At 71.7% G+C, this 21,945-nt stretch carries 25 protein-coding genes; 18 read left to right on the top strand and 7 right to left on the bottom strand.

Annotated features, from left to right (window positions below; translation table 11 throughout):
* Positions 1 to 124 precede the first annotated feature (124 nt).
* Genes NUH29_RS06725 through NUH29_RS06735 form a run of 3 tightly spaced genes read left to right on the top strand, consistent with a single transcriptional unit; the run spans position 125 to position 2,395 of the window.
* Positions 125 to 856 carry a hypothetical protein gene (locus NUH29_RS06725; RefSeq protein ID WP_258798261.1) on the top strand — a complete coding sequence of 244 codons (732 nt, stop codon included), beginning with the start codon at positions 125 to 127 and terminating at the stop codon, positions 854 to 856.
* A 42-nt stretch (positions 857 to 898) separates the two neighbouring features.
* Entirely contained in the window at positions 899 to 1,636 is a 738-nt protein-coding gene (locus NUH29_RS06730) for a DUF1990 domain-containing protein (protein ID WP_258798262.1), read from the top strand.
* Positions 1,637 to 1,669: 33 nt separating this feature from the next.
* The gene (locus tag NUH29_RS06735; RefSeq protein ID WP_258798263.1) at positions 1,670 to 2,395 is read left to right on the top strand and encodes a DUF1990 domain-containing protein; all 726 of its coding nucleotides are present in this window, start codon (positions 1,670 to 1,672) and stop codon (positions 2,393 to 2,395) included.
* Between the two features lies 1 nt (position 2,396).
* On the opposite strand, the gene NUH29_RS06740 is transcribed toward NUH29_RS06735, so the two are convergent.
* From NUH29_RS06740 to NUH29_RS06755, 4 genes are read right to left on the bottom strand one after another with little or no spacing between them, the layout of a single operon-like run.
* Entirely contained in the window at positions 2,397 to 3,224 is an 828-nt protein-coding gene (locus NUH29_RS06740; protein WP_258798264.1) for an ABC transporter permease, read from the bottom strand.
* Entirely contained in the window at positions 3,221 to 4,228 is a 1,008-nt protein-coding gene (locus NUH29_RS06745; protein WP_258798265.1) for an ABC transporter ATP-binding protein, read from the bottom strand. Before NUH29_RS06745 ends, NUH29_RS06740 begins: the two co-directional genes overlap by 4 nt.
* Positions 4,229 to 4,282: 54 nt before the next feature.
* Positions 4,283 to 5,137, bottom strand: coding sequence for a permease prefix domain 1-containing protein (locus NUH29_RS06750; RefSeq protein WP_258798266.1), 855 nt, complete (start codon positions 5,135 to 5,137; stop codon positions 4,283 to 4,285).
* Position 5,138: 1 nt separating this feature from the next.
* A complete protein-coding gene (locus NUH29_RS06755; protein WP_258798267.1) occupies positions 5,139 to 5,510 on the bottom strand; it encodes a PadR family transcriptional regulator in 372 nt (123 codons plus the stop codon).
* Positions 5,511 to 5,576: 66 nt separating this feature from the next.
* On the opposite strand from NUH29_RS06755, the gene hemW reads away from it, so the two are divergent.
* Positions 5,577 to 6,797, top strand: coding sequence for a radical SAM family heme chaperone HemW (hemW, locus tag NUH29_RS06760; protein WP_258798268.1), 1,221 nt, complete (start codon positions 5,577 to 5,579; stop codon positions 6,795 to 6,797).
* A gap of 72 nt (positions 6,798 to 6,869) precedes the next feature.
* On the opposite strand, the gene NUH29_RS06765 is transcribed toward hemW, so the two are convergent.
* Together NUH29_RS06765 and NUH29_RS06770 are read right to left on the bottom strand one after the other, a co-directional pair.
* The gene (locus NUH29_RS06765) at positions 6,870 to 7,247 is read right to left on the bottom strand and encodes a DUF4870 domain-containing protein (RefSeq protein ID WP_258798269.1); all 378 of its coding nucleotides are present in this window, start codon (positions 7,245 to 7,247) and stop codon (positions 6,870 to 6,872) included.
* 59 nt (positions 7,248 to 7,306) lie between these two features.
* On the bottom strand, positions 7,307 to 7,669 hold the full coding sequence (locus tag NUH29_RS06770; RefSeq protein WP_258798270.1) for a DUF4870 domain-containing protein: 363 nt from the start codon (positions 7,667 to 7,669) through the stop codon (positions 7,307 to 7,309).
* A gap of 192 nt (positions 7,670 to 7,861) precedes the next feature.
* Between NUH29_RS06770 and hrcA the strand changes: the two genes are divergently transcribed.
* The 14 genes from hrcA (at position 7,862) to NUH29_RS06840 (ending at position 20,862) form a co-directional block, all read left to right on the top strand.
* On the top strand, positions 7,862 to 8,890 hold the full coding sequence (gene hrcA, locus NUH29_RS06775; RefSeq protein WP_258798271.1) for a heat-inducible transcriptional repressor HrcA: 1,029 nt from the start codon (positions 7,862 to 7,864) through the stop codon (positions 8,888 to 8,890).
* Positions 8,891 to 8,899: 9 nt separating this feature from the next.
* Positions 8,900 to 9,997 carry a molecular chaperone DnaJ gene (gene dnaJ, locus NUH29_RS06780; protein ID WP_258798272.1) on the top strand — a complete coding sequence of 366 codons (1,098 nt, stop codon included), beginning with the start codon at positions 8,900 to 8,902 and terminating at the stop codon, positions 9,995 to 9,997.
* 13 nt (positions 9,998 to 10,010) lie between these two features.
* The gene (locus NUH29_RS06785; RefSeq protein WP_258798273.1) at positions 10,011 to 10,736 is read left to right on the top strand and encodes a 16S rRNA (uracil(1498)-N(3))-methyltransferase; all 726 of its coding nucleotides are present in this window, start codon (positions 10,011 to 10,013) and stop codon (positions 10,734 to 10,736) included.
* The gene (locus NUH29_RS06790) at positions 10,730 to 11,449 is read left to right on the top strand and encodes an aminoglycoside 3'-phosphotransferase (protein ID WP_258798274.1); all 720 of its coding nucleotides are present in this window, start codon (positions 10,730 to 10,732) and stop codon (positions 11,447 to 11,449) included. The genes NUH29_RS06785 and NUH29_RS06790 overlap by 7 nt, the downstream gene beginning before the upstream one ends.
* A 42-nt stretch (positions 11,450 to 11,491) precedes the next feature.
* Positions 11,492 to 11,839, top strand: coding sequence for an HIT domain-containing protein (locus tag NUH29_RS06795; RefSeq protein ID WP_258798275.1), 348 nt, complete (start codon positions 11,492 to 11,494; stop codon positions 11,837 to 11,839).
* Positions 11,840 to 11,912: 73 nt separating this feature from the next.
* A complete protein-coding gene (locus tag NUH29_RS06800; RefSeq protein ID WP_258798433.1) occupies positions 11,913 to 12,899 on the top strand; it encodes a PhoH family protein in 987 nt (328 codons plus the stop codon).
* A gap of 3 nt (positions 12,900 to 12,902) precedes the next feature.
* On the top strand, positions 12,903 to 13,364 hold the full coding sequence (gene ybeY, locus NUH29_RS06805) for an rRNA maturation RNase YbeY (RefSeq protein WP_258798276.1): 462 nt from the start codon (positions 12,903 to 12,905) through the stop codon (positions 13,362 to 13,364).
* A gap of 6 nt (positions 13,365 to 13,370) precedes the next feature.
* Entirely contained in the window at positions 13,371 to 14,669 is a 1,299-nt protein-coding gene (locus NUH29_RS06810; protein WP_258798277.1) for a hemolysin family protein, read from the top strand.
* Positions 14,666 to 15,565: a GTPase Era gene (gene era / locus NUH29_RS06815; RefSeq protein ID WP_258798278.1), complete on the top strand. Its 900-nt coding sequence runs from the start codon at positions 14,666 to 14,668 to the stop codon at positions 15,563 to 15,565. Before NUH29_RS06810 ends, era begins: the two co-directional genes overlap by 4 nt.
* Before the next feature lie 143 nt (positions 15,566 to 15,708).
* Complete coding sequence (locus tag NUH29_RS06820) at positions 15,709 to 16,590, top strand: putative endonuclease domain-containing protein (RefSeq protein ID WP_258798279.1); 882 nt, start codon at positions 15,709 to 15,711, stop codon at positions 16,588 to 16,590.
* Positions 16,591 to 16,687: 97 nt separating this feature from the next.
* Positions 16,688 to 17,926, top strand: a complete 1,239-nt coding sequence (locus tag NUH29_RS06825; RefSeq protein WP_258798280.1) for a sensor histidine kinase — start codon at positions 16,688 to 16,690, stop codon at positions 17,924 to 17,926.
* Positions 17,923 to 18,585: a response regulator gene (locus NUH29_RS06830; RefSeq protein ID WP_258798281.1), complete on the top strand. Its 663-nt coding sequence runs from the start codon at positions 17,923 to 17,925 to the stop codon at positions 18,583 to 18,585. The genes NUH29_RS06825 and NUH29_RS06830 overlap by 4 nt, the downstream gene beginning before the upstream one ends.
* A 79-nt stretch (positions 18,586 to 18,664) precedes the next feature.
* Positions 18,665 to 19,453: an ABC transporter ATP-binding protein gene (locus tag NUH29_RS06835; protein WP_258798283.1), complete on the top strand. Its 789-nt coding sequence runs from the start codon at positions 18,665 to 18,667 to the stop codon at positions 19,451 to 19,453.
* The gene (locus NUH29_RS06840; RefSeq protein ID WP_258798284.1) at positions 19,450 to 20,862 is read left to right on the top strand and encodes an ABC transporter permease; all 1,413 of its coding nucleotides are present in this window, start codon (positions 19,450 to 19,452) and stop codon (positions 20,860 to 20,862) included. The genes NUH29_RS06835 and NUH29_RS06840 overlap by 4 nt, the downstream gene beginning before the upstream one ends.
* 7 nt (positions 20,863 to 20,869) lie before the next feature.
* Here the strand turns inward: NUH29_RS06840 and NUH29_RS06845 are convergent, their stop codons facing one another.
* Positions 20,870 to 21,883, bottom strand: coding sequence for a septum formation family protein (locus NUH29_RS06845; protein WP_258798285.1), 1,014 nt, complete (start codon positions 21,881 to 21,883; stop codon positions 20,870 to 20,872).
* Positions 21,884 to 21,945 lie beyond the last annotated feature (62 nt).

The raw sequence follows: 21,945 nt of genomic DNA on the forward strand, positions 1-21,945 counted from the left end.
GGCTCGGGTCGTTCCGGCAGACTTGACACATGACCGTCGACGTCCCGATTCGCGGTCGGGCGACCTCGACGCGAGGAAGCACCAGAAGTAGCGGGATGCAGCGTGCCGCCCGTACGAGTGACCGGTGAACCTGCGGCGCGACGTCGCCCGAGCCGTCGACGAGGCTGCTGATCCTTCGACCCCGCTCGAACGTCTCCGTGTGCTCGCTGTGCACGACTCCCGTGTCGTCCGCGCCGCTGTCGCCGCGCGGCGACCCTTATCCCGAGAACTCGCCGAGCAGCTTCGTGAGGATGACGCGTGGCAGGTCCGCTTCGCGCTGATCCCCGCCGCCGAGGGCGATCCGGAACGGCAGTTGATGCTCGCGGCTTCAACGGACAAATGGATGCGCGCCATTCTGGCGGAGGTGCCCGGGCTGTCGATCGAAGCCCAGAGAATCCTCGCCGGCGACGAGTTCTCGGAAACCGTCGGGCGAATCGCCAAGAACACCCGCGATCGCGCGCTCTACGACGAACTGATGCTCGACCCTCGTCCACGGGTTCGGGGGTTCTGCGCGTGGAATGACGCGTTGTGCACCGCCGATGATGCCCGTCGGCTCGCGCGAGATCGTTCGTCGGTCGCCCGCGCATCCGCGGTGCATCGCCCCGAGCTCGATGAAAGCGACCTGATCGAACTTGCGCGAGATCGGTCCGCATCGGTGCAGTGGCAGGTGATCGCCACGCGTCCGTCTTCGCGTGCGGCGCTGGAGATCATCGCGCGCGAGGGCGACGACGTGAACGCGCTGCACGCGCGGCGTGCACTCGAGAGCCTCGACGCCGTGGCGAGGCATCACGATCTGCCCGATGGTGCGGGAGCGTAGTTCTTTCGGCCCCGTCGTCGTTCGTCCTGACATGATCACGACGTGGACGAGATCTCGACCGACGGCCTGACGTACTCGACGATCGGCGCCGCGCGCCCGGATGCCGCCCCGGTGCCCGGCCTCCGGGCCCGCACCCAGCGCATCCGTGTGGGCGAGGGCGACGTGCTGTGGGAGCGGGCGGTCGCCGTCGTCTCGGGTTGGGCGATCAAGACGGCGATCGGGTTCACGGTCGAGCCCGACGACGCGCAGGTCGTGCTCGGGAGGGACTACGACACGACCTACCACCGCGGATTCATCCACCAGTTCGAGCCCGTGCGCGTCGTGTGGATCGCCGAGGAGCCCGACTGCCGGGGTTTCGGATACGGCACGCGGGTCGGGCATCCGATCACGGGGGAGGAGTGCTTCCTCGTGGAGCGCGACCCCGACGGCACCGTGTGGCTCGTGGTGCGCACGGTGTCGCGCGTGTCGGGCGGCAGGTGGCGGTGGCTCTGGCCCGGTATCCGGATCGCGCAGCCCTACTTCCAGCGGGCGTACGCGCGTTCGGCGATGCGGCTCATCGTCGAGACCGACGAGCCGCTGCCGGGGCTGCGCGGGATGCGGCGCGGTCTCGTCAGCGACGGACCCTCCGGGGTGGAGGGCATCTCCCGGCTCGGGTACGGACTCGGGGGCCCCGAGAAGACACCGTTCGACGACCCGCCGCAGGAACCGGTGGAGCTCGATCCCGCCGAGCTGCCGTGGGAGCTGCGGGGCGACGAGCGCGAGGAAGCCTCGGGCGAATAGCGCCCACGCACCCGATTCTGGGAGAATCGGCACGTGACCTCCGCGTCCGCGCCCCCCGGCGACGCCCCCCGACGGTCGACGGCTCCCGCCTCGACCGCCACGGTCGACCCCGGCGAGCTGTGGCGCGTGCCCGTCACCTACGGTGCGGTCGGGGCGACCCAGGCCGCCGACCTGCTGCAGTACCCGCCGCGCGGCTACAAGCCGATCGAGCGCCGCATCCGCATCGGCCACGGCGCCGACCGCTGGGAGTACGCGTGGATGCGCGTCATGAGCTGGGGCATCCAGCGCGGAGCCGGTTTCCACGTGACGCCCGTCGAGGCTCCCGAAGCGGCGACCGCAGCGAGCTACACTCCGGTGGCCTTCGATGCGCAGGGCAACCCCGTGCGCCCCTCGACGGTCGGCGCCGACGGCGAGACGCTCTACACCCCCGAGGGCGACCCGATGGTGCGCGCCGGCGACACGGGGATGCTGAAGCCCGCCTTCTGGCCGCGCGCGTTCCCCGTGCGCGTCGTCTACGTGGTCGACGAGCCGGAGCGGCGCGGCGCGGCCTTCGGCACCCTGCCGGGGCACCCGCTCGAGGGCGAGGAGCTCTTCGCCGTCGAGCGTGGCGACGACGACTCGGTCTGGTTCGTGGTGCGCATCTTCTCGAAGCCGGCGACCGGCTTCTGGCGCGCCGTGCTGCCCGCCCTGCGACTCGTGCAGGCGATGCTCGTGCGCCGCTACCTGCACGAGCTGACCGGCCCGCTGCCCGTCGCCTGACTCAGAGCGAACGCTGGTAGGCCCGGATCGAGCGCACGGTCCACGCGAACGCGAGCGCGGCCAGCAGCACGAGCCCCGCGCCCTCGAGCAGAAGGCGCCCCGCATCCGCCGACCCGTCGAACAGCGTGCCGTCGAGTCCCGCCCGACCGAGCTCGACCGCCCACGTCATCGGGTTCCACCGCGCCACCGCCTGCACCCAGTCGGGCAGCAGGGTCGCCGGCATCATCGTGGTCGACAGGAAGGTGGCGGGAAGCACGATCAGCTGCGACAGCCCGATCAGCGCCACCTGGTTGCGCGTGGTGAGCGCCACGGCGCTCGATGCACAGCAGAACACGGTGGCGAGCAGCGTGGCCGCGACGAGCGCGAGCAGGATGCCGCCCACGCCGCCCGGGTAGCTCGCGCCCGCGAGCGCGCCGATCCCGAGCACCACCGCCGACTGCAGCACGTTGATCACGAGCTGCTGCAGCAGCTGGCCGGTGACGATCGCGCTGCGCGACAGGGGCGCGCTCAGCAGCTGATCCATCACGCCCGAGCCGATGTCGTCGATGTAGCCGGTGCCGGCCCAGGCGCCCGAATACAGCACCGTCATCATGAGGATGCCGGGCACGAGGTAGCCGATGTAGCCGTCGTCGCCGAACACCGGCAGCGTGCCGAGCGCGCTGTACACCTGGCCGAACAGCACGATCCAGATCACGGGCTGCAGCAGCGACATCGCGGGACCCCACACCTGTCGCCAGGTGCCGATGATCCAGCGGCGGAAGACCTGTCCGGTCTGCGACGCCCAGGAGGCGCGGACGATGCGGGGGGATGCGGGGGCGAGGGCGGTCATGCGGCGGCTCCTTCGGTCGGGTGGGCCCCGCCGAAGCTGTGGCCCACGTGGTGCAGGTACACGTCGTCGAGCGTCGGACCCGAGACGGATGCGGCGCCGAACGCGACCCCGGCCGCGTCGAGCGCCTGGATGAGCGGCGCGAGCACGGCGGAGCCGTCGGCGGCGCGGGCGTTGAGCGACCCGGTGGGGCCGGACACCTCGACGACGACGTCGCGCAGCAGCGGAACGGATGCGGCGGCGCGGCGCACGCGGTCGGCATCCGGTTCGAAGAGCTCCACCCGCACGCCGTCGCCGGCGAGGTCGGCCTTGAGCGCCTGCGGGGTGCCCTCGACGACCTTCGCGCCGTGGTCGACGATCATGACGCGGTCGGCGAGGCGGTCGGCCTCCTCGAGGTAGTGCGTCGTCAGCACGACGGTGAGCGACTCCTGGCCGGCGAGGCGCCGGATCTCGCCCCACATGGCGGCGCGCGACTCGGGGTCGAGGCCGGTGGTCGGCTCGTCGAGGAACAGCACGCTCGGCGCGTGCACGAGGGCTGCCGCGACATCGAGCCGGCGCCGGGTGCCGCCCGAGAGCTTGCCGGCGGGCCGCTCGACATGCTCGGCGAGCGCGAACTCGTCGATGAGTCGCCCGGCCCGGCCCGCGGCATCCGCACGACCGACGCCGCGCAGCCGGGCCGCGAGCTCGAGGTTCTCCCGCACGGTCAGCAGCGGGTCGGTGCTGGTGCCCTGCGAGACGTAGCCGATGCGGGTGCGCACGGCGGCCGCGTCGCGCACGACGTCGGCGCCGGCGACCCGCGCCGTGCCCGAGGTGGGCAGTGCGAGAGTCGTCAGGATCTTGGTGGTGGTCGACTTGCCGGCGCCGTTCGGGCCGAGCAGCCCGAACACCGATCCGGTGGCGACCTCGAAGCTCAGCCCGCGCAGCGCCTCGACGGGCGGGGTGCGGCGGCCGGTGCGGTAGCGCTTGACGAGCGCCTCGGCCTCGATGGCGTGGGGAGAGGTGGGCATGGTGAACCGTCCTGAGGTGTGCGGTGGGAAAGGAGAGGGGGAGAGGCGGATGCGTCAGCGCGCGGGCGGGAACAGCATCCGGGCGAGCACGATCATCATCAGGAGGAAGCCGCCGACGAGCGCGAGCCACGACCACGCCCAGCCGAGCGTGACCGTCAGCACGATGAATGCGACGACCGCGAGCACCATGATGACGAGCGTGTAGATGCCGAAGCGCGCGGCGGCGGCCGGATCCCGGGTGAAGCGGTCGCCCTGCTCGGCGTAGTGGTCGGACTGCTGCAGCGCCCAGGCCTTGTGCCGGTTGGTCTGGCTCGCGCCGAGGCCCGCGAAGAGGGCGACGCCCCCGAGGAACAGCACCCCCGCGAGGGCGAGCCACGGCAGCTCGACACCGTTCAGCAGCAGCCACCCGGTGCCGAGCGCCCCGAGCACGGCCGCGGTGGCGAGACCGTATCCGGAGGCCCGCCGCGGCGACATCGGGTAGTCGGTCGACGTCTCCTGGCGCAGCGCGTCGGCGACGACGACGCCGAGAGCGAGGGCGACGACCGCGACGGCGACCGCGAGCGCCCCGGCCGGCAGCGCGAGCAGGCCGACGCCGTCGAGCAGCAGCAGCGCGAGCGCCGCCGCCGCGACGATGCTCAGCAGCACCGTGCGCACGACGAACGCGGGGCGCGGGCGCACCCGGTGCGCGTTCCACGGCGAGGTCGCCGGAAGGTCGGCGACGAGCTCGCGCACGTCGCCCAGCTCGTCGATCGCCCGGCGGGCGGCGGCATCCGGCTCGGTGCCCGCGGCCTCGAGCTCGGCGACGCGGGCTTCGAGGTTGGCGCGGATCTCGTCCTTCAGGTCGAGGGCTTCGGGGGTGGGCTCGATGCCGGCGAAGGCCTCGTCGAGCAGTCGGTGGATGGCGGCCATGTCAGTGCCTTTCGGGTGCGCGGCCGGAGCCGCGGGGGTCGAGGAGGGAGTCGATGATGTCGCGCGTCGCCGTCCAGGCGGCGACGTTGCGCTGGTAGACGGCGCGTCCGGCATCCGTGATGCGGTAGTACTTGCGGCGGCCGCCCTGGGTCTCGTCGCCCCAGAACGACTCGACGAGGCCGTCCTTCTCGAGTCGGCGGTAGGCGGCGTAGAGCGTCGCCTCCTTGATCTCGTGGGCGCCTCCGGTCGCGTCGCGGATCGTCTTGTAGATCTCGAAGCCGTAGCTCTCGCCGCGGCGCAGCACGCCGAGCACGATCGTGTCGGTGTGTCCGCGCAGCAGATCGGCCGCGAACGCATCGGAGTCTTGAACCATGTCGAGTACTGTATCTGATCAAGTACTCGATCTGCAACACCCCGGCGCGACGGCGAGAATGGACGGATGCCGAGCACCCTCCCGATCGCGGACCCCGCCCCCGCCGACGGGGCCCTGCCGGCATCCGCTGCCGACGGATCGGGCGAGCGCGACCTGGGGGTGTACCTGCACGTGCCGTTCTGCCGGGTGCGCTGCGGATACTGCGACTTCAACACCTACACGGCGTCCGAGATCCGCGGCGTGCGGCAGAGCGACTACGCGAGCCAGGCGGTCGCCGAGCTGGACTTCGCCCGCGGCGTGCTCGCGGATGCCGGAGTCTCCGACCGTCCGGTCTCGACCGTGTTCATCGGGGGAGGCACCCCCACGCTGCTGCCGCCCGGCGACCTCATCCGCATGCTCGACGCCGTGCGCGACGGCTGGGGGCTGGCCCCGGATGCCGAGGTCACGACCGAGGCGAACCCCGACTCGGTCACCGAGGCGGGCCTCGCCGAACTCGCCGCGGGGGGTTTCACCCGGGTGAGCTTCGGCATGCAGTCGGCCGTGCCGCACGTGCTGCGCACCCTCGAGCGCACCCACGACCCGGCGCGCATCCCGCTCGTGGTCGAGTGGGCGCGGGAGGCCGGACTGCAGGTGAGCCTCGACCTCATCTACGGCACGCCGGGGGAGAGCCTCGACGACTGGCGACGCTCGCTCGAGCTCGCCCTCGCCCAGCACCCCGACCACCTCTCCGCCTACGCGCTCATCGTCGAGCCCGGCACGAAGCTCGCGCGGCAGATCTCCCGCGGCGAGGTGGCCGCGCCCGACGAGGAGCTGCAGGCCGACCAGTACGAGCTCGCCGACGAGCTGCTCGCCGCATCCGGCTACTCCTGGTACGAGGTCAGCAACTGGGCGAGCGACGCGGCGCACCGCTCACGCCACAACCTCGCCTACTGGACCGGCCAGGACTGGTGGGGTGTGGGTCCCGGCGCCCACAGCCACGTCGGCGGGGTGCGCTGGTGGAACGTCAAGCATCCGGCCGCCTACGCCGATCGCATCGCCGCCGGCGTCTCCCCGGCGGCCGGCCGCGAGACCCTGGACGCCGAGACGCGGCGGGTCGAGGACGTGCTGCTGCGCAGCCGCATCGTCGACGGCCTGCCGACGGAGGTGCTCGGCGACGAGGGGCGGAAGGCGGTCGCCGAGCTCATCGCCGACGGACTGATCGAGGGCCGGAACGCGATCGCCGGCCGCATCGTGCTCACACGACGCGGCCGGCTGCTCGCGGATGCCGTCGTCAGACGGCTGTGCTAGTCCGGCGCCGCGATAATCCGCGGCGCACGCTCCGCCGGCCCCGCGCGAGGGCCCGGCTGCGCTAGTTCTGCGCTAGCTGACGAACTTGATCGACATCGGGTACGTGTAGAACTCGCCCTTGTTCGCGGCGATCGCGGCCATGATGCCGAAGATGATCGACAGCACCCAGGCGGCCAGCAGCACGAGGAAGCCGATGATGATGACCGACAGCACGGACCCGACGATGTACGCGATGAGCAGCGTCAGCTGGAAGTTGAGGGCGGTCGCGGTGTGCGCCCGCACGAACGCGCCGCGGTCCTTCAGCACCAGGTAGGTGATGAGCGGCGCGAGCCAGCTGAACAGGATGCCGCCCACGTGGGTGAGCGTCGACCAGAGGCGCTGGTCGGCGGGGCTCATCTCGGCGGTCGGCGCGTAGTCGGGAGTCGGCGGAGGAGGCGGGGTGGCAGTCATGCCGCCATTAAAGCAAGTGCGCCGGACCCGAGGGGTCCGGCGCACCGAGCGGATGCCGCTTACTTGATGAGGCGGATCGCGAAGGGGTAGCGGTAGCTCTCGCCCGCGTTGACCTTGGTGAAGGCGATGATCGAGAAGATGATCGACACCACCCAGGCGGCGAGGGAGATCAGGCCGCCGATCAGGATCACCGACAGGATGATGCCCACGACGTAGGCGATCGTGATCGTGATCTGGAAGTTGAGGGCCTCCTTGGCCTCGACGTTCGTCTTCGGGCCGCGGTCCTTGAAGATCAGCCAGATGATGAGCGACGGCAGGAAGCCGATGATTCCGCCGAGGTGGGCGAACGAGGCCCACTGCTTGTCCTCGGCCTCGGTCAGAGGAGCAGCGGGCTGCGGCGCCGGCTGAGCGGGATCGGTCATGGTGGTGGTGCCTTTCTCTATTGGGCAGACTCGGGCGAGCATGCACACGCTAGCGCCCAGCATGCCCCGGTGCAACGGCGACAGGCCGCCCCGCGGCAGCCCGCGACGGGCCCGAACGCTAGTATTGGCAGTCACGAACCCGGAGTGCCAGCGGATGCCGGACGGGTGCGGATCCTGGGGAAGGCGGTGCACATGGTCTCGGAGCGGAGCCTCGCCGTGCTGCGCGTCATCGTGCAGGACTACGTGTCCACCAGCGAGCCGGTCGGATCGAAGTCGATCGTCGAGCGGCACTCCTTCGGCGTCTCGAGCGCGACCATCCGCAACGACATGGCGCAGCTCGAGGAGGACGGCCTGATCGCCGCCCCCCACACCTCGTCGGGGCGCGTGCCGACCGACAAGGGCTACCGGGTCTTCGTCGACCAGCTGAGCGAGCTGCGCCCGCTCAGCCCCGCGCAGCGCAGCGCGATCGAGACCTTCCTCGGCGAGAGCGCCGACCTCGACGAGGTGCTCGGGCGCACCGTGCGGCTGCTCTCGCAGCTGACCAACCAGGTGGCCCTCGCGCAGTACCCCTCCTTCGGCACCGCGCGGGTGCGTCACGTCGAGCTCGTCGGCCTCGGCCCGCACCGCGTGATGGCCGTGCTCATCACCGACACCGGCCGCGTCGACCAGCGGATCGTCGACAGCGTCGCGGGCGGGGACCCGGAGCAGCTCGCCCGGCTGCGCGAGCGCATCAACGGCGAACTCGGCGGCGTGGCCCTCGCCGACGCCGCGGGCTCGCTGGGCGGCATGCTCGCGCACATCGAACCGGGCGATCGCGTGGCCGCCGCGCCGCTGGTGGCGAGCCTCGCCGAGCAGGTGGCGGCCAACCGGCACGATCGGCTCGTGATGGCCGGCGCCGCGAACCTCGCGCGCACCGAGCGCGACTTCACGGGCTCGATCTTCCCCGTGCTCGAGGCGATCGAGGAGCAGGTGACGATCCTGAAGCTGTTCGGCGAGCTGCACCTCGACTCCGAGGAGGTCACCGCCCGCATCGGCCGCGAGAACGCCGAGTACGGCCTCTCGGAGACGAGCGTTCTCGCCTCCGGTTACACCGCGCCGGGCGGCTCGGTGGCGCGCCTCGGCGTGCTCGGCCCCACCCGCATGGACTACTCGGGCAACATGGTCGCCGTGCGCGCCGTCGCCCGCTACCTGTCGCGCCTGCTCGGCGACGACAACGGATGATGAGGAACGTTGAGTACTGACCACTACGAGGTCCTGGGCGTCGAGCGCACCGCGTCGCCCGAGGAGATCAAGAAGGCCTACCGCCGGCTCGCGCGCGAGCTGCACCCGGATGTGAACCCGTCCGAGGAGGCGGCCGAGCGCTTCAAGCTCGTGACCCACGCCTACGACGTGCTGAGCGACCCCGAGCAGCGCGAGCGCTACGACATGGGCGGCTCCGGGATGGGCGGCGGGGGCTTCGGCTTCGGCGACATCTTCGACAGCTTCTTCGGCGCCGCGGCCGGACGCACCGCGGGCCCGCGCTCGCGCACCGAGCGGGGCCAGGACGCGCTGCTGCGCATCGAGATCGACCTCGACGAGGTGATCTTCGGCACCAAACACGAGATCGAGATCGACACGGCCGTGCTCTGCAGCGCCTGCGAGGGGTCCTGCTGCGCCCCCGGCACCTCGATCGCGCGCTGCGACATCTGCGGCGGCACCGGTCAGATCCAGCGCTCGGTCCGTTCGCTGCTCGGCAACGTGATGACCTCGAGCCCCTGCGGAACCTGCCGCGGCTACGGCACGATCATCCCCAACCCCTGCGCGACCTGCGCGGGCCAGGGGCGCGTGCGCGCCAAGCGCAAGGTGGCCGTCGACGTGCCCGCCGGTGTCGACACCGGCATGCGCCTGCACCTCCCCGGCGAGGGTGAGGCGGGCCCCGCGGGCGGCCCGAACGGCGACCTCTACCTCGAGGTCAAGGTGCGCCACCACGACATCTTCAGCCGCTCCGGCGACGACCTGCTCGCCACCCTCGAGGTGCAGATGACGGATGCCGTGCTCGGCGCCGCGGTGACGCTCGACTCGCTCGACGGTCCCGTCGAGATCGAGATCAAGCCCGGCACCCAGTCCGCCGACATCGTCTCCATCAAGGAGCGCGGCGTCACGCGGCTGCGGGGCGGTGGTCGCGGCGAGCTGCGCGTCGGCATCGCCGTGCAGACCCCGGTGCGTCTCAACTCGAGCGAGCTCGACCTCATCAAGCAGTTCGCGTCCAAGCGCCCCCCGGCGAAGCCGCAGTTCTCGAAGTTCCAGCAGGGCCTGTTCGCGAAGCTCCGCGACCGCTTCCTGGGCTGACGAAGGGCCGGTGGTGGCGAGCCTCTATCTGACCGACGCACTCGGCGATCCGCGTCCCGGCGCGCGGGTCGAGGTGACGGGCGACGAGGCGCGGCACGCGCTGCAGGTGGCGCGCATCCGTCCGGGCGAGCGGATCGCGGTGGGCGACGGTCGCGGCACCGTCGTGCGCGGTGCGGTCGTGGAGGCGGCACCGGGTGTGCTCGCGGTCGAGGTCGACGAGGTGGCACACGAACCGGAGCCCAGCCCGCAGCTCTGGCTGGCGCAGGCGCTCGCGAAGGGCGACCGCGACGAGCTCGCGATCCAGGCCGCCACCGAGCTCGGTGTCGCCGGGGTGATCCCGTGGGCGGCCGAGCGCTCGGTGACCCGATGGGAGGGTGCCAAGGTCGCCCGCAACGAGGAGCGCTGGCGCACGATCGTGCGGGAGGCCAGCAAGCAGGCGATCCGCGCGCGCGTGCCCGAGGTCGCGTCGCTGACCACCACCGCGCAGCTCGCCGGACGGCCGGGGCTCGTCGTGGTGCTCGAGCCGACGGCCGACGTGCCCCTCAGCGCTCTCGCCCTCGACGACGTCGCCCGCATCACCCTCGTGGTCGGTCCCGAGGGCGGCGTCGCGCCGCGGGAGCTCGCGCGCCTCGCCGACGCCGGGGCGGTGCTCGCGCGGCTCGGTGCGGAGGTGCTGCGCACCTCGACCGCCGGGCCTGCGGCGCTCGCCGTGCTGAACGCGCGCCTCGGCCGATGGTGATGCCGATCGCCTCCGCCCCCGACGGTCCCGTCGAGGTTCCGGACGCGGTGCGCACCCGGGTGCACGCGCCGCGGGCGGTATGGCGCAACATGGTGGGCGGGCTCACCTTCCACGACGCCGCGGGCGCGCGCTACCTGAAGTGGAATCCGGCGGGATCCGGCGCCTCGCTGTCGGCGGAGCGCGACCGGCTGACCTGGGCGATCCGCTTCCACCCGGTGCCCGAGGTGCTGGAGTACGCGAGCGACGGCGCGGGCGAACTGCTGGTCACCCGCGAGCTGCCGGGCAGCGGCGCCGTCACGCCTCGCTGGCTGGGGGAGCCCCGCACCGCCGTCCGCGCGATCGGCGAGGGGCTGCGCGCGCTGCACGAGCACCTCCCGGCGGCCGAGTGCCCCTTCGACTGGTCGGTCGCAGCCCGCACCGCGGGGCACGAGCTCCCCGCGCTCGGCGACCCGCCCCCGATCGACGAGCTCGTGGTCTGCCAGGGCGACCCCTGCGCGCCCAACACGATCATCGGCGCCGACGGACGCTGGACGGGGCACGTCGACCTCGCCGCGCTCGGGCTCGCCGACCGCTGGGCGGATCTCGCGGTCGCGAGCATGAGCCTCGGGTGGAACTACGGAGACAGCTGGGAGCCCGAGTTCTTCGTCGCGTACGGCATCGCCCCCGACCCGGAGCGGATCGCGTACTACCGCGCGCTCTGGGACGCCACCTGATCGACCGGCGGAGGCGCAGCCCGCATCCGTAGAATGGGGGGCATGCCGGACGCCCCCACGATCTTCGAGCGGATCATCGCGCGCGAGATCCCCGCCGACATCGTCTTCGAAGACGATGCGGTCATCGCGTTCCGCGACATCGCGCCCAAGGCGCCGGTGCACCTGCTCGTGGTGCCCAAGACCGCCGCCTACCCGGATGTCGCCGCGCTCGCGGCGGCCGACCCGGCGCTGCTCGCCCGCGTCGTCGCGATCGCGCAGCAGCTCGCCGCCGAGCACTCGGACGGCGACTACCGACTCGTCTTCAACTCCGGCGCGAACGCCGGGCAGACGGTCTTCCACGTGCATGCCCACGTGCTCGCGGGAGGCCTCACGGAAGGCTCCCTTGGCTGACGGACTCCCCGAGGGCGGCGCCGCCCCGCGCGCCGAGCGCGGTCACGCCGAGTTGGAGGTCGACGGCGTCGCCATGGTACGGCTGCTCGGCCCCCAGGACCGCCTGCTCACGACGCTCGAGCACCAGTACCCGGAGGTCGTGGTGCTCGTGCGCGGCAACCGCGTGAACCTCGACGGCCCGGAGGCCGACGTGCAGGCCGCCGCGCGTCTCGTCGGCGAACTGGTCGAGCTGGTGCGCAAGGGCGTCGACCTGGGCCCGGCCGAGGTCACGACCTCCCGACGCATCCTCGACTCGGGCGGCGCGCCCGCCGAGGTGCTCAGCCAGGCGATCCTCACGGCGCGCGGCAAGGCGATTCGCCCGAAGACCCTCGGCCAGAAGGCCTACGTCGACGCGATCGACACGAACACCATCACCTTCGGCATCGGGCCCGCGGGCACCGGAAAGACCTACCTCGCCATGGCGAAGGCCGTGCAGGCGCTGCAGCGCAAGGAGGTCGACCGCATCATCCTGAGCCGGCCGGCCATCGAGGCGGGGGAGCGGCTCGGGTTCCTGCCGGGCACCCTCACCGACAAGATCGACCCGTACCTGCGGCCGCTCTACGACGCCCTCAACGAGATGATGGACCCCGAGCTGGTGCCGAAGCTGCTCGCCGCCGGCACCGTCGAGGTCGCGCCCCTCGCCTACATGCGCGGGCGCACCCTCAACAACTCGTTCGTCGTGCTCGACGAGGCCCAGAACACCACCCCCGAGCAGATGAAGATGTTCCTCACCCGTCTCGGCTTCGGCACCAAGATGGTCGTCACCGGCGACATCACCCAGGTCGACCTGCCGACCGCCGCATCCGGGCTGCGGCTCGTGACGCGCGTGCTGAACGGGATCGACGACATCCATTTCGCGACGCTCACGAGCGAGGACGTCGTGCGGCACTCGCTCGTCGGTCGCATCGTCGACGCCTACACGGAGTACGACGCGAAGAAGCAGGCGCGCGACCACGAGCGCCGCGAGGCGAGCGAGTTCGCGAACCGCGCTGAACGCCGCAAGAACATCAGGAAGAGCTGACGGATGTCGATCGAGATCAACAACGAGTCCGGCGTCGAGGTCGACGAGACCGCGCTGCTGCGACTGTCCGCCTTCGCCCTCGACTTCCTGCACGTGCACCCGGACGCCGATCTCGCCATCGTGCTCGTCGACGAGGCCGCCATGGAGCAGCTCCATGTTCAGTGGATGGACGAGCCCGGGCCGACCGACGTGCTGAGCTTCCCCATGGACGAGCTGCGCCCCGGCAGCGAGGACGAGATCACCCCGCCGGGGCTGCTCGGCGACATCGTGCTGTGCCCGCAGGTGGCGATCGAGCAGGCCAAGACCGCCGGCCACCCCACCCAGGACGAACTGCAGCTGCTCACCGCGCACGGCATCCTGCACCTGCTCGGCTTCGACCACGCGGAGCCCGACGAGGAGCGCGAGATGTTCGGGCTGCAGCGCGACATCCTCATCGGCTTCGCCCACGCCGAGCGACGACGGTAGTCGGCGATGCTCGGGCTGTTCATCGCCGTCGCGGTGCTCGCGGTCGCCTTCGGGGGTCTGCTCGCCGCCGTCGACGCGGCCCTCTCGGTGCTCTCGCGCACCGATCTCGTCGAACTCGCGGCGACCCATCGGGCCAAGCGCTCGCTCGTCGCGATCTCGGGCGACATCGGCGCGCACGTCAACGCCGTCAACTTCATGCGCGTCTTCTCCGAGGCGCTCGCCGCGGTGCTCGTCACCCTCACCTTCGCCGAGGTCTTCGACCAGTGGTGGTGGGTGCTGCTCGCCTCGGTCGTCGTGGTGACCGGCATCTCGTTCGTGCTGGTCGGGTCGAGCCCGCGCAGCGTCGGACGCGCCCACGCCAAGGGGATCGTCGCCTTCTCGGCGCTGGTCGTGCGGGCCATCCGGGTGCTGCTCGGCCCCATCGCGGATGCGCTGGTCGCGCTCGGCAACCGCGTCACCCCCGGCCGGCCCAAGACGGCGGTCAGCTTCTCGAGCGAGGAGCAGCTGCTCTCGATGGTCGACGAGGCGACCGAGCTGGCCGTGCTCGAGGAGGACGACCGCGAGCTCATCCATTCGATCTTCGAGTGGGGCGACACCGTGGTGCGCGAGGTCATGGTGCCGCGCACCGACATGATCACGATCGACCACGACGCCTCCATCGGCGCCGCCCTCGGCCAGTTCTTCCGCACCGGGGTGTCGCGCATCCCCGTGATCGGCAAGGACGCCGACGAGGTGCTCGGGGTGCTCTACCTGCGCGACGTCGCGCGCCTGCGTCACGAGCAGCCGCTCGAGGGGGCGCCCATCCCGGTGGTCGAGCTCGCCCGCCCGGCGACGTTCGTGCCCGAGTCGAAGAAGGCCGACGACACGCTGCGCCAGATGCAGCGCGAATCCACGCATCTCGCGCTCGTGGTGGACGAGTACGGCGGCATCGCGGGGCTCGTGACGCTCGAGGACCTCATCGAGGAGCTCGTGGGCGACATCTCCGACGAGTACGACCGCGAGGTGGCCGAATTCGTGCAGCTGTCGGATGGCGTGTTCCGCGTGAGCGCGCGCCTGCCCACCGACGAGCTCGGCGACCTGTTCGGCATCGAGCTCGACGACGACGACGTCGACTCGGTCGGCGGGTTGCTGACGAAGACGCTCGGGCGCCTGCCGGTCACGGGGTCCACCGTGACCGTCTCCGGGCTCGTGCTGACCGCGGAACGCACCGAGGGCCGCCGCAAGCGGCTCTCGACGGTGATCGTCGAACGCGACGCCGCACTGGTGGAGGCCGAGGACGCCTTCGAGACGGGGGAGAGACGATGAGCATCCAGCCCGCGTTCCGCGCCGGTTTCGCGACCTTCGTGGGGAGGCCGAACGTCGGCAAGTCGACGCTCACCAACGCCCTCGTCGGCGAGAAGGTCGCGATCACCTCGCCGAAGCCGCAGACCACCCGTTCCGCGATCCGCGGCATCGTGCACAACAGCGACGGCCAGCTGGTGATCGTCGACACCCCCGGCATCCACCGGCCCCGCACCCTGCTCGGGGAGCGGCTCAACGCCGTGGTCACCTCGATCCTGGGCGACGTCGACGTCATCGGCTTCTGCCTGCCGGCCGACGAGAAGATCGGCCCCGGCGACCGCTTCATCAACGAGCAGCTGGAGCACTTCCCCCGCGCGAAGAAGATCGCGATCGTCACCAAGATCGACGCCGTGCCGCGTCCCGCCGTCGCCGAGCAGCTGCTCGCGATCAGCGAGCTGCGCGACTGGGAGGCGATCGTCCCGGTGTCGGCGACCAGCCGCATCCAGCTGGACACCCTGCTCTCGCAGCTCATCGGGTTGCTGCCCGAGTCGCCGCCCCTGTATCCGGACGACGCGGTCACCGACGAGACCCTGGAGCATCGCATCGCCGAGCTCATCCGCGAGGCCGCGCTCGACGGGGTCTCCGACGAGCTGCCGCATTCGCTCGCCGTCACGATCGACGACATCGTCGAGCGCGACGACAAGGAGCTCGTCGAGGTGTACGCGAACCTGTGGGTCGAGCGCGACTCGCAGAAGGGCATCGTCATCGGCAAGGGCGGGGCCCGCCTACAGGAGGTGGGCGCCCGTGCCCGCGCGGGCATCGAACCGCTCATCGGCTCGCAGGTCTTCCTCTCGCTCCGCGTGAAGGTCGCCCCCAACTGGCAGCGCGACCCGAAGCACCTCTCCCGCCTCGGCTTCTGAACCCGCGAGATGTCCCTTCTGACACATCTCGGCGCTCAGATCTGCAGTTGCTGACATCTCGCGGGGGCTGTGGAGGGGGAGGTATCCACGGATGGGCGCGGGCGCGTTCGTGAGGGATCCTGCGAGGTGCAGGGTGGGACGCCATGGAGCCGCTTCCTCGTGATCTCACCGCGCGTCCCTTCAGCGTCCAGGAGGCCGCGGAGCGCGGCATCCCCGTCTCGCGGCTGCGGCGACGAGGCCTCCGTTCGCCGTTCCCGGGAGTGCGGATGGCGGACGGCGCGGTCGACGACATCGAAGCCCTCTGCCGTGCCTACGCTCCCCGCATGACCGAGGGCCAGTACTTCAGCCACCTCACCGCTGCGCGGATGTGGGGGATGTGGTTGCCGACGCGCTTCAATCCGGATGAACTCCTCGACGTCACAGTCACCGACACGGCACGTGCTCCACGCCTTCCGGGAGTACGTGGGCATCACGTCGACCCGGATCGCGCCGCCGCGACCACATTGCGGGGTCTCCCCGTGGCGACGCCGCTCGAGACCGTGCGAACGCTCGCGCCTCTCCTCGGTCTGGAGGCGCTGATCGTCCTGCTCGATGGAGTTCGAAGCAGGACCGGACGTCTGGTCAGCGAGGAGCAGCTGCTGTTCATGCTCGCGAAGCACCGCGGGCAGCGCGGAGTGCGCAAGCTCCGCGCGGCATTCGAGGCGAGCCGCCCCGGGGTCGACTCGCCGCGTGAGACGACGCTGCGACGCGGCGTCGTTCGCGCGGGCCTGCCCGAACCCGAGGTCAATGCGATCATCTCGCGGCCTGGCGAGCCGCTGCGTCTGGGGGACCTCGTCCTTCGCGCCTGGCGGGTGGTGATCGAGTACGAGGGCGACCACCACCAATCCGATCGCACGACCTACGTCGGTGACATCGCGCGCTTCGAGCAGCTGGCGGACGACTGGAGTTTCGTTCGCGTGACGCGTGAGCACCTTCGCGACATGCCGTCGGTGATCGCCCGCATCGTGCGCGCGAGACGGCACTGATTGCGAGCTTTCACGTCGAGATGTGCCAGAAGGGACGTTTCGCGGATACATCGGGGGGTGGATGTCGGGCGGGGTGCCGGCGCGTAGCGTGAGGGGCATGTGGAGGAGGCTCACGACGCCGCAGCTGGGCGTCGACATCGCCATCGCCGCGATCTTCTTCGTCATGTTCGGCGTGCTGTTCCTGCGGTTCGGCGCATGGGACTTCGTGGTGCTGCTCGGCCTCACCACCGCCTTGCTGCTCCGACGGCTGGCCCCGGGGCTGGCCCTCGGCGTCGCGTGGGTGGCCGCGATCGTGCAGATGGCGATGCAGATCGATCCGAACCCTGCCGACATCTCGCTTTTCGCGATCGTGTACGCGGCCGCCGCCTACGGCACCTCGGCCGTGCGCTGGCTGGCGCTCGCGTCGTCGCTCGTGGCGCCCGCGGCGATCACCGGCTACATCATCGTCACGCAGGGCATCTCGGAGCTGGCGATGTGCATCCAGTTCCAGTACGCCTACTGCGTCACCTACGTGCCCGACCTCGCGGGCCGGGCGGTGGGCTGGTTCATCGCCTTCGCGTTCGCGTTCCTGCTCGCCTGGACGATCGGCCAGCTCGTGCGCACCCGCATCCGGGCGCGCGTCACCCGGGCGGCGATGCTCGCCGCGGAGCAGGAGGTGGCGGCCGAGCAGGAGCGCACCCGCATCGCGCGCGACATGCACGACGTGGTCGCCCATTCGCTCGCGGTAGTGGTGGCGCAGGCGGATGGCGCGCGCTACGCGGCGCGCACCGACCCGGCTGCGGCCGAGGAGGCGCTGCGCACCATCGCCGCGACCGCTCGCGAGGCACTCGGCGACGTGCGGGTGCTGCTCGCGCAGCTGCGCTACCAGCAGGAGGACGGCCCCCAGCCGACCCTCGTCGACCTCGACCACCTCGTCGAGCAGCTGCGGTCGTCGGGGCTGCGCATCGCGCGCGAGGACTCCGGTGAGCCGCTCCCGCTCGGCTCGAGCCAGCAGATCGCGGTCTACCGGATCGTCCAGGAGTCGCTCACGAACGTGCTGCGGCACGCGGATGTCGACCGCGAGGTGCTGCTGCGGTTCAGCTGGACCTCGCACGGGCTCGAGCTCGCCGTCGTCAGCCACCTGCCCGAGGTGAAGCCGCGCACCGGCATGATCCCGATCGGCGCCCCCGTCGCCGGGCACGGCATCGCGGGCATGACCGAGCGCGCCGCGCTCGGGGGCGGATGGCTCCGCGCCGGAGCCGACGGCGACCGCTTCGTCGTGACCGCCTGGCTGCCCTACCAGCCGACCGCCCCGCACGCGCCCCTCGCCCCGCTCACGGAGGAAACCATCCGATGACCGAACCCATCCGCGTCGCCCTCGTCGACGATCAGGCGCTGTTCCGCACCGGCATCCGGATGCTGGTCGGCTCCCAGCCCGACCTGGAGTTCGCGGGCGAGGCGGGCGACGGTCTCGAGGGCGTCGCCCTCGTGGCGCGCACCCAGCCCGACGTGGTGCTCATGGACATCCGGATGCCGGTGATGGACGGCATCGAGGCGACCGAGCGCATCCTGTCGGCCGCCGACGCGGCCCGCCGGGCGACGCGCGTCATCGTGCTCACGACCTTCGACCTGGACGAGGCGGCCACGCGCGCCATCCGCGCGGGGGCGAGCGGCTTCCTGCTGAAGGACTCGGATCCAGAGTTCCTGCTCGCCGCGATCCGCACCGTGCACGCCGGCACGGCCGTCATCGCTCCCGGCGCGACGCGCGAGCTCTTCGAGCACTTCGACTCGCGCGCGGCGTCGACGGGGGAGCCGACCGAGTTCGGCGCCCTCACCTCGCGCGAGCGCGACATCTTCCTGCTCGCGGGCCGCGGCATGTCCAACTCCGAGATCGCCCGCAGCGAATACGTGAGCGAGGCGACCGTCAAGACGCACATCTCCCGCATCCTCGCCAAGCTCGGCTTGCGCGACCGCGTGCAGCTCGTCGTCTACGCCTTCGAGAACCGCTTGCTGTAGGCGGCATCATCCCCGGGGCGGATGCGGATGCGACGGCCGCCGGACGCGCCCGTGCCCGCTCGCTTCGTAGCGTCGGGGCATGGACATCACCACCAGCATCGACGTCGTCGCATCGGAGCCCGCCGCGCCCGCTCTCGTCGCCCGCGTCGCGAACCTCACGAAGAGCTACGGGTCCCACGGCGCCCGCATCGACGCCCTGCGCGACGTCACGGTCGGCATCCGGCGCGGCGAGTTCACGGCCGTCATGGGGCCGTCGGGATCCGGCAAGTCGACGCTCATGCACATCATGGCCGGGCTCGACTCGCCCACCGAGGGCCGGGTCTGGCTCGGCGACACCGAGATCGGCGGGCTGGGCGACGAACAGCTCACCCTGCTGAGGCGGCGCCGCGTCGGGTTCGTGTTCCAGTCGTTCAACCTCGTGCCGACGCTCGACGTCGAAGGGAACCTCCTGCTGCCCTTCGAGCTCGACGGACGCACGCCGAGCCCCCGCGAGCGCGAGTGGATCGACGAGCTCGAGACCGTGCTCGGTCTCGACCCGCGGCTCAGCCACCGCCCCCACGAGCTCTCGGGCGGCCAGCAGCAGCGCGTCGCGATCGCTCGCGCCCTGGTCACCCGGCCGGAACTGGTGTTCGCCGACGAGCCGACGGGGAACCTCGATTCCCGCACGGGCCGTGAGGTGCTGCAGGTGCTGCAATCCGCGACGCGCGGCTACGGCCAGTCGATCGCGATGGTCACCCACGACCCGATCGCCGCCAGCTACGCCGATCGGGTGATCTTCCTCGCCGACGGCCGCGTCGTCGAGGACCGTCCGCGCATGGAGGCGTCGGAGATCGCCGCGTTCATGCTCGCCATGGAGCAGGCGGCGTGAGCGGCGCCGGACCCGCCTCGGGCGTGCGCGAGCACGGGTCGTCGATCCTCGTGGCGCTGCTGTCGTCGGCCTTCGGGGTGGCGCTGCTGCAGATCACGGGCGTGCTCGACGACGCCATCCGCGCCGATCCGATCACGGGGCGCAGCACGACCGTGGGCATCATGCTCACGGTGATCGCGTGGGTGTTCATCGCGATCGCCATCTACGTCGGCTCGATCGTGACCGCCAACACCTTCGCGACGATCGTCGCGGGTCGGGCGCGGTCGATCGCGCTGCTGCGTCTCATCGGGTCGAGCGCCCGCCGGCAGCGTCGCGCCGTCGCCCGCGAGGGGCTGGTCGTCGGCCTCATCGGCGCGGTGGCGGGGGCGGCGGTCGGCACCGGGCTCGCGGTGGCGCTGGAGCGCCTCGCGGTGTGGGCCGACTGGCTGCCCGAGGTGGCGCACGACTGGGCGGACCCCGGGCTCGCCGCGCCGATCCTCGCCGTCGTCGCCACCACCTGGTTGGCCGCGTGGGTCGGTTCCCGCCGCGTGCTGACCGTCACGCCGCTGCAGGCGATCGGCGGGTCGCAGCCGCTGTCGCTGGAGGAGGCGCGATCGCGGCCGGCGCGCAACGCCATCGCGATCACGCTCTTCGCCGTCGGCACGGCGACCCTCGTGCTCTCGATGCTGCTCGGGCTCGTGACACCGTTCGCCGTCCTGATCGGCGTCGTCGGCGGCATCCTCTCGTTCACGGGTGTGGTGCTCGGAGCCCACCTGATCATGCCGCCCGCGCTGCGGCTGGTCGGTCGGATGCTCGGCCGTTCCCCGTCGGCGCGCCTGGCGGCGGCGAACGCGCTGCGCTACCCCGAGCGCTCGTCGCGGACGACGATCGGCGTCGTCATCGGCGTCACCCTGGTGACGATGTTCGGTGTGACCGTCGCGAGCTTCCGTCTGCTGATCGAGGCCGCGCAGGCCGAGCAGCCGGAGGTGTACGAGGGGACCGGCGCCATGCTCGACGGCGTGACCGCGGTGTTCTCGGTGCTCATCGGGGTGAGCGCGCTCATCGCCGCGGTCGGCCTCGTCAACGCCCTGTCGCTGAGCGTGCTGCAGCGCACCCGGGAGCTCGGGCTGCTGCGCGCTCTCGGGTTCTCGCGCGCGCAGCTCCGGCGGATGATCCTCGCCGAGAGCGTGCAGTTGACCGCGACGGCGGTGCTCGTCGGCCTCGTGCTCGGCACCTTCTACGGCTGGGCGGGGGCGCAGTCCCTGCTCGGCTCGGCCTCCGGGATGCCGGGGATCGTCGCGCCGGGGGTGCCCTGGACGATCCTCGCGATCGTCGTGGTGTCCGCCGCGGTGCTCACGGTGGCCGCGACGATCACGCCGGCCCGTCGCGCCACGCGGGTGAGCCCGATCACGGCGCTCGCGGTGGAGTGACCGCGCGTCAGGCGCTCTGGCTGCCCGCGGCCGTCCCGGGGATGAGCACCGGTCGCGTGCCGTCGAGCAGGTCGCCGACGAACTCCGACCCGTCGTAGCTGCCGACGAGGCAATCCATCGTGTACCAGGTGTCGGGGACGGGCGGCGCGTCGGCGAGGTCCTCCCAGATCTCCGGATAGCGCGCCCAGCCCCATACCGTGAGCCCCTCGGGGACGGTCGGGAGCAGTGGCGCCACCAGGTCGGCGCAGGTGGCGTTGACGAGCTGCCACTGGGTGTCCGTGAACTCCGTCTCGGGGGCGAGGAACGAGTCGCCGAATGCGGAGCGCGCGTCGAACCAGAGGATCGTCTGGTCGGTGTGCGGCTCGGTGCAGTCGACGGGGTCGGCGGTCGTGCTGTCGGTGACCCAGCATTCCTCTGTGCCGGCCCCGGCATCCGCGACGAAGTCCTCAGGAAGTGTCGCACCGGTCGTGCGCGCGTGCTCGTCGAACCACCCCAGCGAGCAGAGGGTGCGGTGCTCGCCCGCGTCGAAGTCGGACCGGGCGGCGAGCGACATGTCGAAGCCCCACTCGCCGGCGGGCATGACGTGAAGGTCGTCGTAGCGGGGATGCAGCCCGCCCCAGCCGAGCGCGTCGCGGACCGCCGCGGCGCAGAACTCGTGGGCCCATCCCCAGTACTCGCTGACGAACGTGTCGTCGCTTCCGCCGTTGATGGCGGAGAAGACGCGGGCCGGCGTCGCGCCGTCGATCGCGGCGTCCATCCCCGGCCACTCGTCGATGGCGACCACGTCGTAGAGGTGGGGCCGGGTGCACTCGACGTGGGATCCCCAGTCGGAGTCCACCCCGTTCATCCCGTCGAGGCAGTCGCCGACCACCGGCGCGCCGGCCGGAGCCGCCGGACCGCCGTCCGCGGTTCCCGCGGCGCCCGGTCCGCGCGGGATCGGCAGGGGGAGCGGCATGGCGCATCCGCTCAGGACGGCGAGCAGGCTGACGCCCGCGAGGGCGGCGACGAGGCGTCGGGGCACGTGTTCCTCCGGTGATGGTGCGACCACGCTAGCCGCGCGGTGCGACCGGACGCGCCCCCGCA

This window comes from Protaetiibacter mangrovi (assembly GCF_024752305.1).
Classification (GTDB): domain Bacteria; phylum Actinomycetota; class Actinomycetes; order Actinomycetales; family Microbacteriaceae; genus Homoserinibacter; species Homoserinibacter mangrovi.